General features: G+C 57.4%; 11 protein-coding genes. 3 read left to right on the top strand and 8 right to left on the bottom strand.

Annotated elements, in window-relative coordinates; all coding sequences use genetic code 11:
• Positions 1-63: 63 nt before the first annotated feature.
• Together PSR62_RS05510 and PSR62_RS05505 are read left to right on the top strand one after the other, a co-directional pair.
• Positions 64-966 carry a sugar phosphate nucleotidyltransferase gene (locus PSR62_RS05510; protein ID WP_274406812.1) on the top strand — a complete coding sequence of 301 codons (903 nt, stop codon included), beginning with the start codon at positions 64-66 and terminating at the stop codon, positions 964-966.
• A complete protein-coding gene (locus tag PSR62_RS05505) occupies positions 966-4325 on the top strand; it encodes a UTP--glucose-1-phosphate uridylyltransferase (protein WP_274406811.1) in 3360 nt (1119 codons plus the stop codon). Before PSR62_RS05510 ends, PSR62_RS05505 begins: the two co-directional genes overlap by 1 nt.
• A gap of 98 nt (positions 4326-4423) precedes the next feature.
• Here the strand turns inward: PSR62_RS05505 and PSR62_RS05500 are convergent, their stop codons facing one another.
• From PSR62_RS05500 to dnaK, 6 genes are all read right to left on the bottom strand, one after another.
• Positions 4424-4750: a type II toxin-antitoxin system RelE/ParE family toxin gene (locus PSR62_RS05500; protein WP_274406810.1), complete on the bottom strand. Its 327-nt coding sequence runs from the start codon at positions 4748-4750 to the stop codon at positions 4424-4426.
• 9 nt (positions 4751-4759) lie between these two features.
• Positions 4760-5017 (bottom strand): type II toxin-antitoxin system ParD family antitoxin, encoded by a 258-nt coding sequence (locus PSR62_RS05495; RefSeq protein ID WP_274406809.1) that lies wholly within the window; start codon positions 5015-5017, stop codon positions 4760-4762.
• Between the two features lie 163 nt (positions 5018-5180).
• Positions 5181-5963 carry a hypothetical protein gene (locus tag PSR62_RS05490; protein WP_274406808.1) on the bottom strand — a complete coding sequence of 261 codons (783 nt, stop codon included), beginning with the start codon at positions 5961-5963 and terminating at the stop codon, positions 5181-5183.
• Between the two features lie 127 nt (positions 5964-6090).
• The gene (locus PSR62_RS05485; protein WP_274406807.1) at positions 6091-6639 is read right to left on the bottom strand and encodes a YceI family protein; all 549 of its coding nucleotides are present in this window, start codon (positions 6637-6639) and stop codon (positions 6091-6093) included.
• A 267-nt stretch (positions 6640-6906) separates the two neighbouring features.
• Entirely contained in the window at positions 6907-9552 is a 2646-nt protein-coding gene (clpB, locus tag PSR62_RS05480; RefSeq protein ID WP_274406806.1) for an ATP-dependent chaperone ClpB, read from the bottom strand.
• A gap of 226 nt (positions 9553-9778) precedes the next feature.
• A complete protein-coding gene (dnaK, locus tag PSR62_RS05475; RefSeq protein WP_274406805.1) occupies positions 9779-11716 on the bottom strand; it encodes a molecular chaperone DnaK in 1938 nt (645 codons plus the stop codon).
• 339 nt (positions 11717-12055) lie between these two features.
• Here dnaK and pheA point away from each other — a divergent pair, with 339 nt between their 5' ends.
• A complete protein-coding gene (gene pheA / locus PSR62_RS05470; protein ID WP_274406804.1) occupies positions 12056-13135 on the top strand; it encodes a prephenate dehydratase in 1080 nt (359 codons plus the stop codon).
• A gap of 421 nt (positions 13136-13556) precedes the next feature.
• On the opposite strand, the gene PSR62_RS05465 is transcribed toward pheA, so the two are convergent.
• Both PSR62_RS05465 and PSR62_RS05460 read right to left on the bottom strand, forming a co-directional pair.
• Positions 13557-14591 (bottom strand): AAA family ATPase, encoded by a 1035-nt coding sequence (locus PSR62_RS05465; RefSeq protein ID WP_274408171.1) that lies wholly within the window; start codon positions 14589-14591, stop codon positions 13557-13559.
• 4 nt (positions 14592-14595) lie between these two features.
• Positions 14596-17205: a DNA gyrase subunit B gene (locus tag PSR62_RS05460; RefSeq protein WP_274406803.1), complete on the bottom strand. Its 2610-nt coding sequence runs from the start codon at positions 17203-17205 to the stop codon at positions 14596-14598.
• Positions 17206-17284: the final 79 nt, after the last annotated feature.

Below are 17284 nucleotides of genomic sequence, written 5' to 3'. Positions count from 1 at the left end.
CTCGACTATTCTGTGGGTCGAAGCACCCAACCAAGGCCTTTTCCTTTTCTGCAAGACCGACCCATGCGAGTTCGAAAAGCGGTCATCACCGCCGCAGCCCCCAACCAGAACACCCTCCCGCTGCAACGCTTGGTGGACGGTTCGGGCGAAGAGAAAACGGCACTCCAATTGATCGTCGAAGAAACTCTTTCGGCGGGTGTGGAAGAGATCTGCGTCGTGATCCAACCCGGTGACGAGGACAACTACCGAAAGGCCGCCGGTGGTTCCCTCGGCAACCTGCACTTTGTTCATCAAGAACACCCCCTCGGCTATGCCGATGCCATCCTGCAAGCCGAATCATTTTGCGGCGACGACGCGTTCCTGCACCTGGTGAGCGACCACCTGTATCTGTCCGCAACGTCGAGAAGTTGTGCCGCTCAATTGATTCAGATGGCCGAGCAACACGCTTGCCCGGTGTCCGCGGTCCAATCCACACGCGAACATCGCCTGCCGTACTTTGGCATTGTCGGTGGAGCCAGCGTGCCGCGCTTCGATGGCCTGTATGACGTTCGCACTGTCGTCGAAAAACCGACCCCAACGCTCGCCGAGCAATCGCTGATCACGCCGGGCCTGCGAAGCGGATACTACCTCGGCTACTTCGGCATGCACGTTCTGACTCCTGCGGTCATGGAATGCCTGCATGAAGTCGTGGCTGACAAGTGCATGGAACGCCCATCACTTTCCGACGCGGCCGCCAAACTCCCTCACCGCGGAAAGTACCTCGCGTATCAACTGCAAGGTCGCCGCTACAACATTGGCGAACAGTACGGCGTCCTGATCGCCCAGTTGGCAATCGGCTTGTCGGGACGTGACCGAGATCTCCTGCTAACCGAATTGGTCGAACTGTTGGCCACACGAACGGAGTCGCCCGTCGCGCCGGCGTCCAAGCCTTCGGCGGAATCATCGACACCAGAAGGATCCAACTGATGCCGGAACTTCGCTCCCTGAATTCGCTGATTGAAACCATCACGACCGATCAAGCTGAACTGCGAGATCGCTCGCTGGAATCACTGATCGAGGACGCCACGCTCAACGACCTCCTCCAACACATCGATCAGCTCGATCGTTTTCGTCGCCAAGAAGAAAACTTGTACCAACGCGTTCGAGCGTTGTTCTTTTTGTCCGCGATCTATCGCTATCACCTGCCACCGCGTCTCGATCAATCGGTCTCCGGAAGCATCCCGTTCGAAGGCTACGAACACTTGCTCGGCCGACGTTTCCAAGAAGCCATCGACGAGTTCCTCGAGGTTCAATCCGCCGACGGCCCCAGCGACTCCTTGGCCAGCGCACTCGCGGCGGCGTATCACGAACTGGGTTTCCAAACACTCGCCGATCAAGTCCGCCACAGTGTCCGCACGGTTCGCGGCAACCAATGGATGTTCCGTTTGGGGCATGTTGCCGAGCATCCGCTGCGAATCCGCAAGGAACTGTTGCCGACCCAAGACAGCCCGCACCTTTCGCCGGTCTTGAAAGAAACCACCGCCGTGCGAATGGATGTCTCGCATTCCGCCTGGAGCGACATCTTCTTTCTGGGAATGGACTACCCCGAAGGCGCCCGAGTCATCAACGTTTCCGTCGACCTCGGTGTTCGCGGGCGGGACGAAAAGGTACGACCGCCAATCGAAACTTACTTGCGAGTGATTGATCAACCGGTGTTTCGATTGGTCAGCGTTGACCTCAACGCCAGTGTCGAAGTCACGACGGTCGCCGAGATGTTCGATTTCGCCAGGGACTACCTGGGACTGCTCAAAGCCGCCGTGATCGCCGCCGGTGTCGTCCCTCCGGGCTTGGAAGGCTGCGGATCCGACATGGCCTCACTGCTTGAACGAGTGGTCGGCCGCGGCAAAGGGCTGGAACTGGTTTCCAAAATCAATGACATCCCCAAAGGCTCACGACTCGCGGTGTCAACCAACCTGCTCGGTTCGCTGATCAGCAACCTGATGCGAGCAACCGGTCAAATCCAGTCGCTCGAAGGTGTGCTGACGGAAACCGATCGGCGTTTGATCGCCGCCCGCGCGATTCTGGGTGAATGGATCGGCGGCAGCGGTGGTGGTTGGCAAGATTCCGGCGGCGTGTGGCCTGGCATCAAACTCATCTGTGGGCAAGTGGCAGGCGAAGGCGACCCTGAATTGGGTATCAGCCGCGGGCGTCTGATGCCCGACCACGAGGTCCTCGGCGAAGACCACATCAGCACCGAAGCTCGCCAAAAACTGCAGGACTCGTTGGTCGTCGTGCACGGCGGCATGGCTCAGAACGTCGGCCCAATCCTCGAGATGGTCACCGAGCACTACCTCGTTCGTGGCCGCGACCAATGGATCGGCCGTCAAGAAGCAATGACGATCTACGACGAGGTGGTCGATGCACTGCAACAAGGTGACATCCGTCGTCTCGGATCACTGACGACCAAGAACTTCGAAGGCCCTCTGCAGACCATCATCCCCTGGGCGACCAACCGATTCACCGACGTGATGATCCAGCGTTGCCGTCAGCAATATGGTGATCAATTCTGGGGATTCTGGATGCTGGGCGGCATGTCCGGCGGCGGCATGGGATTCATCTTTGACCCCAGCATCAAACAAGCCGCCCAGGATTGGCTCAGCCAAGAGATGGTGACGGTCAAACGGGAATTGGAAACCGCGCTGCCGTTCGCCATGGATCCGGTTGTCTACGACTTTCAGATCAACGACCACGGCACATTCGCAGAATTACTGCCGCCCCAATCTGCGGGCCTGCCGCAAAAGTACTACGCCTTGATGATGCCCAAGTGGCTTCGCAAACCACTGCGTGAGCTATCCCCTCAAACCCGCGAAGAACTTGCGGGCATCTCACGACGCTGCAGCGATCCAAGCGATCACGAGGCCAATGCAGCGTTGCTGCTTCGAAGCGTTCTGCCATCGAACAGCCAAGCCGAAAACGAAAAGAACGATGCTCCGCCAACGAATGCTGATTCGCTTGCCGCAATCCTGAAACGGAGCGGCTTTGACCGGGCTCAACACGAGCAGATCCGGGCCGACATGCGAGCCGGAAAGTTTGGCTTGGCCGCCAACCGACTCTCTCGCGATCTCAAAATCACCGATGTCACACCAGCCCACGTCACTGACACTCGCGATGGCGTGGATGATCGCTTGGCCAAGCTTGGCTCCCAAGCCATCGCGGACGGGCAAGTCGGCGTCATCACGCTGGCGGCTGGTGTTGGCAGTCGCTGGACACAGGGCGCAGGGGTTTGCAAAGCCCTGCATCCCTTCCACCGGTTGGCGGGAAAGCACCGAAGCTTCCTCGAAATTCACTTGGCGAAGAACCGTGCCACCACCGCTCAGCACGGCGGCGTCATCCCCCACGTCATCACGACCAGCTGGATGACAGACGAAGCGATCCGCACCGTCTTGGATCGCACCCAGAACTACGGCCACAACGGCCCGGTGCATGTCTCCAGTGGGCGCAGCGTCGGGTTGCGAATGGTCCCCATGGTTCGAGACCTGCACTTCCTGTGGGAAGAAACCGCTCAACAGGTTCTCGACCAACAACAACAAAAGATGCGTGAAAGCGCCCGATCCGCGATTGCGAACTGGGCGCAGCAAACCGGAGAAGGCTCCGACTACACCGACAACGTCGCCGCACAGTGCGTGCACCCGGTCGGTCACTGGTACGAAATCCCCAACCTTTTCCGCAATGGCGTGCTCTCGCAGATGCTGCGTGATCAACCGTCGCTTCGGTATCTGATGTTGCACAACATCGACACTTTGGGTGCCAACGTGGACCCGGCACTGTTCGGCTTGCACATCGAGTCCGGAGCCACCCTCAGCTACGAAGTCATCCCGCGCCGCCTGGAAGATCGCGGCGGCGGACTGGCCCTCGTCGCAGGTCGGCCTCGATTGGTCGAAGGACTCGCGATGCCCGACGAACGAATCGAGTTTGGGCTGAAGTTCTACAACTCGATGACGACCTGGATCGACATCGACGCCCTGCTGGACTCCTTTGGCTTGGATCGAAATTCACTGAACGATGCGTCCGCAGTTGACTCTGCGGTCCGCCAAATGGCCGCTCGCTTGCCAACCTACATCACGCTCAAAGAAGTCAAGAAACGCTGGGGCCATGCACAGGAAGACGTGTTCCCGGTCGCACAGTTCGAAAAACTATGGGGCGACATGACGACGCTCCCAGACATCGACAGCCGATTCATCGTGACTCCCATGCGACGTGGCCAGCAGCTCAAAGAACCCAGCCAGCTCGATGGCTGGAACCGAGACGGAGGCTCTGCCTACGTCAACTCACTTTGCAAATGGTAACGAGCTTCGGATCGACACAAAAATCCTGCATGGGATTTCAGGCAGTTGCCGTAGCGGAAACGAGCGACTGCTGTTGTTGTTGAACTGAGTGCCAAAACTCATTCCGTTCCATCACCGCATTCGCGCAAAAGCTCCGAAAGCAGGTTGCGAGATCCGTGGATGATCCGAGCCACGCGAAGACGACCTTCATGCTCCTCGTAAACCACGACAAAGCTTCTCAAAATAGCTTGATAGCGAAACTGGTGATTTGGCGGGTCAAATTCTGGACGAAGCGTTCCCATTGCCGACTGCGTCGAGATGAGCGTCAGAGCGTCTTCGAGCTTTCCTAGAAAGTCGAGCGTTTGCGACGCGCCAAACTTCGACAGCGTGTACGTTTCAATTTCCCGAATGTCGTTCGCGGCAGCCTTCGAAAGTTGAATTTCCATGCCAATGGCTTAGCCGCCCGAAGCCGAGTACTTTTCGCGAAGAGACGTGAAGAATTCAGTCGAGTCAAGCAGTTCACCACGATCAATGGAATCGGCTCCAGCTTGAACCAGATTTTTAACCGCCTCTAGCTCAGCAAGCCTGATCGCTTCTTGATCCGCGAGCAGTCGAAGACCAGCACGAACGACTTCACTTGCCGACTGAAATCGGCCAGTACCAACACACGACTCGACAAACGATGATTGTTCGGGCGTCAGCGATAGGGACATGGTTTTTCGCATCATTTCCTCCGTTTTGCGGCCTGTGTTACATTGTAGCACAGGCAAAAGTCAAACCGCAAGCAATTTCCCGAGTCGCTGGCATCACGGATAACCTCGTAAAGCTGGTGACTTGTCTTAGCACTTGCCCAGACGCTCCCCTGCGCCGCTCCGCTCACCAGTCCTCCGTTGGCTCTCCAAACATCGTGTCGCCAAGCAAGAACCATCCAATGACGCCGAGCAGGATGACCGCGATCAAGGCGGCAGTGCAGACACGAAGGAACGTCGATTTGCCCTGCAGCCAAACGTCCGGGATCGAGACGCACGTCGGCAACAGCAGGATCAATCCGTAGAGCCAAGCGGGATGCTCTTCATAGGTGTAAAAGCGACCGGTCGCTGTGGTGCTCGCCGCCAACAACAGAACCGCGGGAAACATCCGCTCGAGATGCAAATCCGGCGACCATGTCGCTGCGATGGCAACGACCAACGTCGCCACCAGAGCGCTCACCATCCACTCCGCTAGTCCACCGTAAGCACTGGCGGCCAACAACGTGGGTGCGACCAAGCCAGACAAAGCAACCCACAGAACCCATGTCGCTGCACCACTTCGTCGCATTCGATCCAACGACCAAATATTGATCAAGGTGGCCCCGGCAACAGATGCCATCCAAGGACGATGAAGTGGCAACATATCGGTCCACCCATCACCAGTTGGCATGGTCCACATCGCCGTGGCGACCGATCCCAATCCCGCGATCAACCACCACGTTCCAAAGTGATTCTTGGCGTCGATGGATGGATCTTTTGCAGGTACCCAAGAACACCCCGCAAGCAGCAGCGACGAAACGAAGACCGGCGCCAACACGATTTGCCAAGCCTCGAGGGCCGACCAATCCAGTTCTTGCCTTGCATACATGCAGGCACTGACCGCGACAAACCAACCCGTTGCAGCGAGCACGGCTGGCAGCGGTCGCGTCCAAACGCTCGACTCGGATCGCAGAATTGCCCAAGCACCTACAACAAACGCCAGCGACAAGATCGCTGGCGTTATCACACACCAAAGTAGAATTTGTATTTCCACGGTCTTATCGCTTGAAGACCAAGAGAGCTTGAATGGCAACCTTGTCGTCAATCTTGCCCTTGCCGTAGTTCATGCCCCACTTGGTTCGATCAATGTCAAAGTTCGCGGCCAAGACCAACATGTCTTCGGTCAGCTTTGGCATCGAAGGAATCGTGACTTCGACCGTTTTGCCGAGCATGGTCAGCTTCCCGACAATGTTCACTTTGTCTTGAGAAGGGTCATGCTCAATCTTGGTCGATTCGAACGTGATTTTGGGGTATTTCCGAACGTCAAAGAAGTCAGGATTCTTCAGGTGATTGGTCAGCTTGTCAGCGTCGGACCAAAGACTCGTCGCATCGATTTCAATCTTGAGCGAGCCCTTGTTGGGTTCCTCCACATTCAAAGTCACATCAGCGGTGAACTTCTTGAAGCCACCATCATGCTTGCCATCCGGCTTGGAACCAGTGAAAGAGAGCTTCGATTTTTCAGCATCAAATGCGGGCTGTTCCGCGGCGGAAACAACCACGGAAGAAGCGCAAACCAGCGTCAACAGCAAGGCAAAACGTTGCAACATCAGGGACAATCTCTCATGAGGACGGGGGACAAAGTGAGCTCATCGTAACGAAACTCAACAACCAATGTCCAAACTGCTCCGGTCCCCGCCCCAAGATCTCATGGGAGCGTTGACTGGACATTCGACGGACCATCGGCCCCGTGATTGTCGCAGGACTCGGGACGCGAAACAACAAATCCACCCTGCCCAGGCAACAATTCAGCCCGCTTTGCTAGCCATGCGAACGGGGCCGATCGAAACCGGCCCCTGTGGCCCTCCTGCAGCGACTCAGCTCGAGAACACAAATCCGTCGCCATTGTGATCGATCTTGATCACCGTCCCCTCCGGATAACTGTTCTTCAAGATCGCGGATGCAAGCGGGTTTTGGATCTCGCGCTGGATCACACGCTTGAGAGGGCGTGCGCCATAGGCGGGGTCGTATCCCACTTCCGCGATCTGATCGATCGCGGCTTCCGAAATCTCGACCGACAAACTGTTGGCTGCCAGTCGCGTCCGAAGCTCCTCGAGTTGCAACTCCACAATCCGTCGAATTTGTGTTTGTTGCAACGGATGAAAGATCACCGTGTCGTCGATCCGGTTGAGGAACTCCGGCAAGAACCTGGCCTTCAAGGCTTCCTCGACCGCCGCACGCATTTCGTCTTCGCCGCCGCCTTCCTCCGTGACCCGTTGGATCACTTGGCTGCCAACATTGCTGGTCATCACAACCACCGTGTTGGTGAAGTTCACCGTTCGGCCTTGCCCGTCCGTCAGTCGTCCATCGTCGAGCACCTGCAACAAGATATTGAAGACGTCCGGGTGAGCCTTCTCCATCTCATCGAGCAAGATCACCGCGTACGGACGCCGCCGCACAGCCTCGGTCAATTTGCCACCCTCTTCGTAGCCAACATAACCGGGAGGGGCACCGATCAAACGAGAGACACTGTGCCGTTCCATGAACTCACTCATGTCGATCCGAACCATTGCGGAATCGTCATCGAACATGACTTCTGCCAACGCCTTGCAAAGCTCCGTTTTCCCGACACCAGTGGGGCCCAAGAACAGGAACGATCCAATCGGACGATTGGGGTCTTGCAAACCACTGCGACTGCGACGGACCGCGTCCGACACGGCGGTGACCGCTTCATCCTGGCCAACCACACGTTGATGCAATCGCTCTTCCATCACCAACAACTTGGCCCGCTCGGTTTCCATCATGCGAGTGACGGGAACGCCGGTCCACGTGCTGACAACCTCAGCGATCTCTTCCTCTGTCACCTCCTTGCGAAGCAGACGACGTTTTTCGTCCACAGGACCGTCGCTTTCTTCTTGCGCTGACTCATCGCGTTTTTCAGCCTCATCAATTCGAGCCTGCAACTCACGAAGCCGCGACTGCACCTGCAACATCTCACTGTAGGCGTCTTCGGGACTCTCACCTCGGAGTTGCTTCTCTTTGGCTTCCGCATCCAACTGCGCAAAACGATGCTGCAACTGATCGACTTCTTGGCGAACGGACTGGACATCGTCCAAGCCCATCTTCTCGGTTTCCCACTGTTCTTTCAAACTGGCCAACTCCGCCTTGGCGGCTTCCATCTCTGCTTCCACATCGACGCGTTTTTCGACCGCAGAAGCCTCTTGCTCGTCCACCAACTGACGGTGAACCAGTTCCAATTGGCGAAGGCGTCGCTGCAAACGATCGATCGGTTCAGGCACACTTTCCTTCTCCATCGCCAAACGACTGGCGGCTTCGTCGATCAAGTCGATCGCTTTGTCCGGCAGGAATCGATCCGCGATGTAACGATCCGATAGATTGGCGGCGGCAACCAACGCACTGTCTGTGATCCGAACACCGTGGTGCGATTCATAACGAGGCTTCAGCCCTCGCAGAATCGCGACGGTGTCTTCCACATTGGGCTCGCCCACAAACACAGGCTGGAACCGCCGCTCCAGCGCGGCGTCCTTTTCGATGTGCTGTCGATACTCATCCAACGTCGTGGCACCGATACAACGCAGCGCTCCGCGTGCCAACTCGGGCTTGAGCAAGTTTGCTGCGTCGGCTGAACCTTCGGCATTGCCAGCACCGACGACCAAGTGCAATTCGTCGATGAACAGAATCACCTTGCCATCGGAATCCTTGACTTCTCGAAGCACCGATTTCAATCGTTCTTCGAAGTCACCGCGGAACTTGGCTCCGGCGACCAAGGACCCCATGTCCAGGGAAACCACCTTCTTGCCTTTCAAGCTTTGCGGCACATCGCCTTCAAAGATGCGGAGGGCCAATCCTTCTGCGATCGCCGTTTTCCCCACGCCCGGTTGGCCAATCAGCACAGGGTTGTTCTTGGTGCGACGCGAGAGAACCTGAATCACACGACGGATCTCGTTGTCGCGTCCAATGACAGGGTCCAACTTGCCACTCTGAGCCAACTGGGTCAGGTCGATGCCGAATTTCTCAAGGGCTTGATACGTCGATTCCGCGTTGGGATCTGTCACACGAGCCGAACCACGAATCTGGCTCATCGCTGTGAGCAGATCGTTTTCCGAAACGCCCAACAACGACAACAGGTTCTTGGCCTTGTTGTCGGTGCGAGCCAAACCGACGAGCAGATGCTCGGTGCTGACGTACTCGTCCTTCAACGATTCAGCGGAAGTCGCCGAGGCTTCGAGCGCCGCTTGCAGTTTCGCCGACACACGTGCCTGGCCCATGCCGGATGCGTTGGGAAGCTTTTCCAATTCGCTCACCAGCAACGACTTCAGTTTGGAAACGTCCACGTTGATCTTTTCCAGCAATGGCGTTGTGATTCCATCTCGCTGGTTCACCGCTGCGGAAAGAACATGCAGTGGATCAATCTCGGCATTGCCGGCGGAAGTGGCCTGGGCTTGCGCCTCAGCGACCACGTTTTGAGCTTGAGTTGTGAGTTTGTCGATTCGAAAGGCCATCAGAATCTCCAGGCAGAGTAGGAGGGTGGGACAAGGGGGTGGGACGCGGAATCAATCGAGAGGACCAGCAATACAATTCCCGCGCCGAACGGCATCGCCAAGGACAAAATGAACAGACATAAAAAAAGCGAGCGCCCGCTCGGCTGCGATGCAGCCGAGCGAGACTCGCCGTTATCAAAAACGTGCGAGCCGAAAGGATGGAACCATCCGACTCACATCGGTTGGGTCACTCTTTGACTTCGAACTCCGCGTCGATCGCGTCGTCGTCATCGCCACCGCCCGCAGTTGCGCCAGCGGCACCCGCCGCATCCGCTCCCGCTTCGCCAGCGGCATCCGTCTTTTCGTACAAGACCTTGCTGAATGCTTGCGAGGCAGCTTCCAGTTCGTCTGAGGCAGCCTTGATCTCAGCCAAGTCATCGCCTTCAGCGGCTTTCTTGACCTTCTCAATCGCAGCGTTCATTGGAGCCTTGTCATCATCGGACAACTTGTCATCGTTCTCGCCCATCAACTTCTCAAGTTGGTAGACCTGCTGATTGACCTTGTTGCGTGCTTCCACCAATTCGAACTGCCGTTTGTCTTCTTCAGCATTGGCTTCCGCGTCCTTCTGCATTTGCTCGATGTCACTGTCAGACAACGCGCCACTGTCTTTGATTTCGACGTTGGCCTCCTTCCCTGTTTTCAATTCCTTGGCCGAAACGCTCAGAATGCCGTTTTGATCGATGTCAAACTTCACTTCGATTTGCGGCACGCCACGCGGGGAGGCGGGAATGTCTTCCAGGTTGAACTCAGCCAGCAACCGGTTGGCATTGGCCATCTTGCGTTCCCCTTGGAAAACGCGAACGGTCACTGCCGTTTGATTGTCAGCCGCTGTGCTGAAGACGTTCTTCTTCTCGGCTGGGATCGTGGTGTTGCGTTCGACCAAGGCGGTCATCACGCCACCTTCGGTTTCGATCCCGAGCGTCAGGGGGGTCACGTCGAGCAGCAACACATCGTTGCGGTCACCGGCCAAAACACTGCCCTGGATCGCGGCACCCACCGCAACCACTTCGTCAGGGTTGACGCCTTGGTGAGGGTCTTTCCCGAAGATGCTTTTGACAACTTCGCGAACCTTGGGCACACGTGTGCTACCACCGACCAACACGACTTCGTCAATGTCCTTGGGGTCCATGCCAGCGTCTTTCAACGCTTGCAGAACTGGACCGCGGCAACGTTCCACCAACGCATCGATCAACTCTTCAAACTTGGATCGAGTGATCTTCATCGTCAGGTGCTTCGGTCCCGAGGCATCCATCGTGATGAAGGGCAAGTTGATGTCGGTCTCAGGCAATGTGCTGAGCTCTTTCTTGGCCTTTTCGCAAGCTTCCTGCAACCGCTGCAAAGCCATGGCATCGTTGCGAAGATCGATCGCGTTTTCCTTTTGGAATTCGCTGGCGACGTAGTTGATCAACGCTTCGTCGAAGTCATCCCCACCGAGGTGAGTGTCACCCGATGTGCTGATCACTTGGAACACGCGACTCTCTTGATCTTCGTCACCACTGTCGGCAACTTCTAGAACGGAGACATCGAACGTACCACCGCCCAAGTCGAAGACGATGATGCTTTCATCCTTCTTCTTGTCCAAACCGTATGCCAGTGCAGCAGCGGTTGGCTCGTTGATGATCCGAGCGACTTCCAAACCGGCGATTTGGCCAGCGTCCTTGGTCGCTTGTCGCTGGGCGTCGTTGAAGTAAGCAGGAACGGTGATGACCGCCTTGTTGACTTTGTGTCCCAAGTAGGACTCCGCTGATTCCTTCAACTTGCGAAGGATCTTGGCGGAGATTTCCTGTGGCGTGTATTCACTGTCGCCAACCTGAATCTTGACGTAATCGCCAGGCCCGCCGGTGACGCCGTAAGGCACCATCTTTTCTTCCGACTGAACTTCATTGTGACGACGCCCCATGAAACGTTTGGCCGAGTAAACGGTGCGTTTCGGGTTGGTGACGGCTTGACGTCGAGCAGGTTCGCCGACGATGGTTTCTTGCTTGTCAGTGAACGCGACCACACTCGGAGTCAGCCGGTTTCCCTCCGCGTTGGGAATCACTTTGGGCTCGCTGCCCTCCATGATCGCGACCACGCTGTTGGTGGTCCCGAGGTCGATGCCGATGATTTTTTCGCCTTGTGCCATGATGCGTGAACTCCTGTGTCCGAGCGGGTGAGTGGGTGTCAAATGATATGAGTCTGGGTTTCGCCGGGCCGACCGCGGCACCTGGGCGGTCCATTTCGTCAGCCTTTTGGTTCGATCGTCAGATATGGCAAGATCTGTGCCAGACACCTCCACACGCCTCACTTGCCAAAACGACAACACTTGAAAAACACCTGTTTCGCCGACGAAAAACCGACTTGCCCGCTGTAAAAAAAACATTTCCTTCCGTTTTGGCAGCCCTCCTAAATCCGTGCTCTGTGCCACAATGCTGCCTTGCCAAAACGGCAGTCACCTTTCGCACACGCTCGAAAGACAGATCCCATGAGCTCACCTGAACCACGCGACACAATCGAATCCATCGACACCCAAATTCTGGAACTGCTGCGTGAACGCTGCCGGGTGATGGCCCACAAATCAGCGTCAAACGCCGAATCCGATTGGGCCGGCACCCTGGCGTCGATCGACCGCCTCGTCAACCAAAATGAAGCGAACGAAGTTACTGGGAATGCCACGGTCTGCCCCGAGGATCAACGCAGTGTCCTGCGGCACGTCGCCTCCGCCTGCTGGCGCGCCACCCGCTCTGGCAACTTCGCCTTCCTTGGACCACCAGACAGCTACAGCCATCTCGCAGCACTGGCTTACTTTGGTGAGGCAGCCAATCTGTTGCCTGTCCCATCCATCGGCGCGGTCTTTGACGCGGTTGAGCGAGGCGACTGCGCTGGCGGAATCGCCCCGATTGAGAACAGCACCGATGGCCGCGTGGTCGACACCTTTGGCCGGCTCTCCAAAGGCAAAGTCTCGATCACCGGCGAAGTCCAACTCGCCATTCACCACCAACTGCTGGCGATGTGCGATCGTGACGCAATCACCGAAGTCCACAGTAAACCGCAGGCAATCTCACAGTGCCGCGTCTGGCTGGCCAATCATTTGCCCAACGCCAAGCTGATCGAATGCAGCTCGACGGCTGCCGCCGCCAAATTGGCTGTCACTCAGCCCGGAGTCGCCGCGATCGCCAGCGAAGCGGCCGGACGCCGGCACGGACTGCGGGTCATCGGCGCAAACATCGAAGACAATCGTGACAACATCACCCGCTTTGCGGTCCTCGGACACGACCAACCCGCCGCCACTGGAAACGACAAAACAACCCTCTTGTTCCAGGTCGCCCACCAGCCCGGCACACTGGCCGACGCAATGGGGATCTTCAAGCAACATGAGCTCAACCTGACCTGGATCGAATCATTTCCTCAGCCGGGCACACCAAACGAGTACTTCTTTGTCGTCGAATTCCCAGGCCATCGCGAGGATCCCGCCGTTGCCAAAGCGATCGAACACCTGAAATCCGCGACGCATCACACACACGTGCTGGGAAGCTACCGCCGTGCGGCGCGAGCTGAGAGCTGAGCGAAATTCACAACCCGCAGCGCGACGGCTTGTCGATTGAGTCGTCAACGACGCTTTCACGCATGGAGAGTGGGCACTCTTGCCCGTCAGAGGTCGTGCCGTTGATCGAGGCCGCGTTTTAGGTGGGTTCAGCATTTGAGAACCTCTCCCGAAACGAAGTTTTGGGGGAGGTCGAGCGACGCCGTTCAGGCGTACGCGAGGGAGGGGGCCGTCGTGGGAGTTTGGGGCGTCCCTCGCTCACGCGTCGGGTTGTGATTGGTAGTCTTGGCCGACCCTGACGGGCAAGAGTGCCCATCCTACGCGTTGAAACGTTGTTGAGGACTGAGTCGAAAAGCCGTCACCATTGACCCTCTGATGGACGATGTGAAGCAGGTACGCAAGCGGATCACGGGATTCACCCCCCTCATTCCTGCCTAGCTGCTTAAAGCACAGATGCCGCACCGGCGCTCTGTTCGGCCACCAAACGCTCGACCAAATCCGCGACCGCGATCCCATCCGCTTCGGCGGCAAAAGTTGGCACAATTCGGTGACGCAACACTGGCAACGCGAGCGCCTGTGCGTCTTCAAGCGTCACATGTGTGCGACCGTGCAACAACGCACGTGCCTTGGAAGCCAGCACCAACTGCTGACTGGCGCGTGGACCAGGCCCCCACTGGATCCACTCTTTCACCCAACCCTTTGCGTCGGGCTCGCTGGGGCGTGCCGCCCGAACAGCGTCGATCACCCAGTTCTTGACGTGCTCCGGCAAGGGAACCCGGCGGACAACGGATTGAAACTTGCAAATGTCTTCACCGCTAACGACAGGCTGAACATCCGCCAGATCACCCGATGTGGTTCGCTCAACGATCTCGGACTCTTGATCGCGAGAGGGATAGCCAACGACGACATGAAACAAGAACCGATCCCGCTGAGCCTCTGGAAGCGGGTAAGTCCCCTCCTGCTCGATCGGGTTTTGCGTCGCGAGCACAAAGAAGGGTTCTTTGAGAGCATAGGTTTTGCCGCCCGCTGTGACCTCGTGCTCCTGCATGGCCTCCAACAGCGCCGCCTGAGTCTTGGGCGGCGTCCGGTTGATCTCGTCGGCCAACAACATTTGCGTGAACACGGGGCCGGGCCGAAACAGCATCTCTCGACGCCCGGTTTCGTGATCCTCTTGAATGATGTCCGTGCCGGTGATATCGCCCGGCATCAGGTCAGGCGTGAACTGAATGCGACGAAAATCCAGACTCATCGAACTGGCCAAGGTCCGAACCATCAACGTCTTGGCTAACCCCGGCACACCCTCCAGCAAACAATGACCGCGTGCCAAAATCGCGATCAGCAATTGCTCAATCACCTCGCTCTGACCGACCACCACTCGGCCGACCTGCTCTTTGACCTGGGCAACGCTCTGAATCAACGCCTCCGCAGTTTCGATGTCCGAACCTTCGGGATTGTCTCTGGGAGGCGGTGTGACCATCGTGCTAGACGTCCAAGTTTCGCACATCAAGTGCGTGGGTTTCGATGAATTCGCGACGGGGTTCAACTTTGTCACCCATCAACAAACGGAACATTTCGTCGGCCGCACCCGCGTCGGTCAGATTGACCTTCACCAGTGTCCGGTTGGCGGGATCGAGCGTTGTTTCGCGGAGCTCTTCCGCGTTCATTTCGCCCAGCCCTTTAAAGCGGGTCACTTGCAACCCCTTTTCACCAGCCGCCCGCACTTCCGGCAACAGCTCTCGCAGGTCTTCCAGCGGCCGCCGCAGATCTTCGCCGCGAACGAGCTCGAAGCGTGGCGTGGTGGAACCGGTTCGGTCGGCTGGAATCAAATCCTGCAACCCGAACCCGAGCGGCTCCATGTCCTTCAAACCGCTGTTGATCGTCCGAACCTCATGCAGCTCAGCCAAGTGCGCGACCAACCTTTCTGGTTCGTGACTCTCAGGCACGGGCTCACCATCGGCATTCAACTCTTCTTCAGGCTGATCGATGTCCAAGGAAGCATTGTTTTCAGCCAGATAAGTCTCCACATCCGCTTGCTTCATGAACCAGTGCTCTTCCCCCAGGATCGTCAACAAGAACGGAGGCAGCTTGCCGGTGACTGGATCGAATCGTTCGCTGTGAACACGCAGACTGACGCCACGTCGTTCCAAGGCGACAATCGCATCTTCCATCGACGCGAGCGCAACGCAGAGAGCTCGCATTGTATCGCCTTCGGCGCTGCGTCCGTCTTCGGTCTCAAACCGCGTGTCGTTCAAACCGCGTTCGAGCAACTGGCCCTTCATCTCCTCTTCCGATTGGATGTAGTAACGGCTCTTGCCTTGCGAGACCCGGAACAAAGGCGGCTGGGCCACGTAGACGTGCCCCGCGGCAACCAATTGATACATCTGTCGATAGAAGAAACACAGCAACAACGTGCGAATGTGACTGCCATCGACGTCGGCATCCGTCATGATGATGACTTTGTTGTACCGGCGTCGCGTGAGATCCTGATCGGCACCGATTCCAGTCCCGATCGCTTGGATCATCGACTGGACTTCTTCGTTGGCCAGCACCTTGTCTTCGCGGCTTTTGTAGGCGTTGATGATCTTACCGCGAAGCGGCAGGATCGCTTGATACTCTCGCATCCGTCCGCCTTCGGCCGACCCACCGGCCGAATCACCTTCGACCAGGTAAACTTCGCACTCTTCCATCTTCTTGGAAATGCAATCGCGAAGCTTGCCGGGCAAACCACCGCCACCGAGGGCGTCCTTTCGTTTCCGCAGCTGATCCTTGGCCTTGCGTGCTGCTTCGCGAGCTTCCGCGGCAAGCAAACCTTTGCGAACAATCGCCTTGGCCGTTCGAGGATTCTCCTCCAGGTACTTGCTGAGCGCTTCGCCAACACCACTGGTGATGATGCCGTCGACTTCGCCATTGCCGAGCTTGGTTTTGGTTTGACCTTCGAACTGCGGATGAGGAACCCGCACGCTGATCACCGCCGTCAGACCTTCACGAAAGTCATCGCCGGTTGGCGTGGTGCTCTTGAACAGGCCTTCTTTCTTGCCGTAGTTGTTCAGCGTCCGCGTCAAAGCGGATCGAAAACCGGACACGTGCGTTCCGCCTTCGATGGTGTGAATGTTGTTGACGTACGACTGAACCGTTTCCGTGAACTCGGTGCTGTACTGCAGCGCCATGTCGTACTCGACACCTTCTTTCTCACCGACGAACTGAATCACATCGCCGTGCAACACGTCGCTGGCACGGTTGAGGTGTTCCACGAACTCAACGATCCCACGGTCATACTGGTAGTCGCCGCCTTCGCCATTTCGCTCGTCGAGGAATTTGATGCGAACGCCACTGTTGAGGAAGGCAAGTTCCTGCAGTCGTTTCTGCAGCGTGTCAAAGTTGTACTTGGTGACCGTGAAGATCTGCCCATCGGCTTTGAACGTGGTCTTGGTTCCCGTCTTTTTCGTCGGCCGACCTTTCTGAATCGGACCGGTGGGAATGCCGCGTTCGTACCCCTGAGTCCAAGTCGACCCATCCCGGCTGACTTCCACCTCGGCCCACTGGCTCAAGAAGTTCACCACGGTGACACCGACGCCGTGCAAACCGCCGGAGGTTTGGTACGCCCCCTTTTCGAACTTGCCGCCGAACTTCAGCACCGTCATCACGCCCTCCAGCGTGCTGACCTCGCGATCCAGCTCTTCTGACAACTGATCGTGCCGCGTCACGGGAACCCCGCGACCATCGTCTTCCACCGTGACACTGCCATCGGTGTGAACGATCACGCTGACCGATTTGGCGAAACCAGCCATGGCTTCATCGATCGAGTTGTCGACGACTTCGTAGACCAAGTGGTGCAGACCGCGGACGGTCGTGTCACCGATGTACATCCCGGGACGTTCGCGGACGTGCTCGAGATCCGACAGGTGCAGCAAATCCTTGTCGGTGTACTCCGAGTTCGCCGCCGGTCCCGTCGAAACACGTTCCACCGGTTTTTGCGGACCAGCGATCACCTCGGCTGCATTCCCGTCGCCGGAAACCGCACCAGCGGGCACAACGTTTGGATCCTCGGATGGGTCGTTCGAAGCAGGGTCAGTCGAGGATGAATCGCTCATGAATGGGCGGCCCGTGGAGGCCGTCAAATGCGGGGTTTTTGACGCTGCAGGCGGTCTCGCCTGCTCGTCAAAAAAAAGC

The sequence above is a fragment of the Rhodopirellula sp. P2 genome, assembly GCF_028768465.1.
Lineage (GTDB): Bacteria > Planctomycetota > Planctomycetia > Pirellulales > Pirellulaceae > Rhodopirellula.
Note: the sequence above shows the minus strand (reverse complement) of the source record. Positions and strands in the feature narration are given on the sequence as shown.

Coding starts and splice junctions, on each gene's coding strand:
- pheA (WP_274406804.1), top strand. CDS start 12,056: ATGAGCTCACCTGAACCACGCGACACAATCGAATCCATCGACACCCAA.
- PSR62_RS05495 (WP_274406809.1), bottom strand. CDS start 5,017: ATGTCCCTATCGCTGACGCCCGAACAATCATCGTTTGTCGAGTCGTGT.
- PSR62_RS05500 (WP_274406810.1), bottom strand. CDS start 4,750: ATGGAAATTCAACTTTCGAAGGCTGCCGCGAACGACATTCGGGAAATT.
- PSR62_RS05485 (WP_274406807.1), bottom strand. CDS start 6,639: ATGTTGCAACGTTTTGCCTTGCTGTTGACGCTGGTTTGCGCTTCTTCC.
- clpB (WP_274406806.1), bottom strand. CDS start 9,552: ATGGCCTTTCGAATCGACAAACTCACAACTCAAGCTCAAAACGTGGTC.
- dnaK (WP_274406805.1), bottom strand. CDS start 11,716: ATGGCACAAGGCGAAAAAATCATCGGCATCGACCTCGGGACCACCAAC.
- PSR62_RS05460 (WP_274406803.1), bottom strand. CDS start 17,205: ATGAGCGATTCATCCTCGACTGACCCTGCTTCGAACGACCCATCCGAG.
- PSR62_RS05505 (WP_274406811.1), top strand. CDS start 966: ATGCCGGAACTTCGCTCCCTGAATTCGCTGATTGAAACCATCACGACC.
- PSR62_RS05510 (WP_274406812.1), top strand. CDS start 64: ATGCGAGTTCGAAAAGCGGTCATCACCGCCGCAGCCCCCAACCAGAAC.
- PSR62_RS05465 (WP_274408171.1), bottom strand. CDS start 14,591: ATGGTCACACCGCCTCCCAGAGACAATCCCGAAGGTTCGGACATCGAA.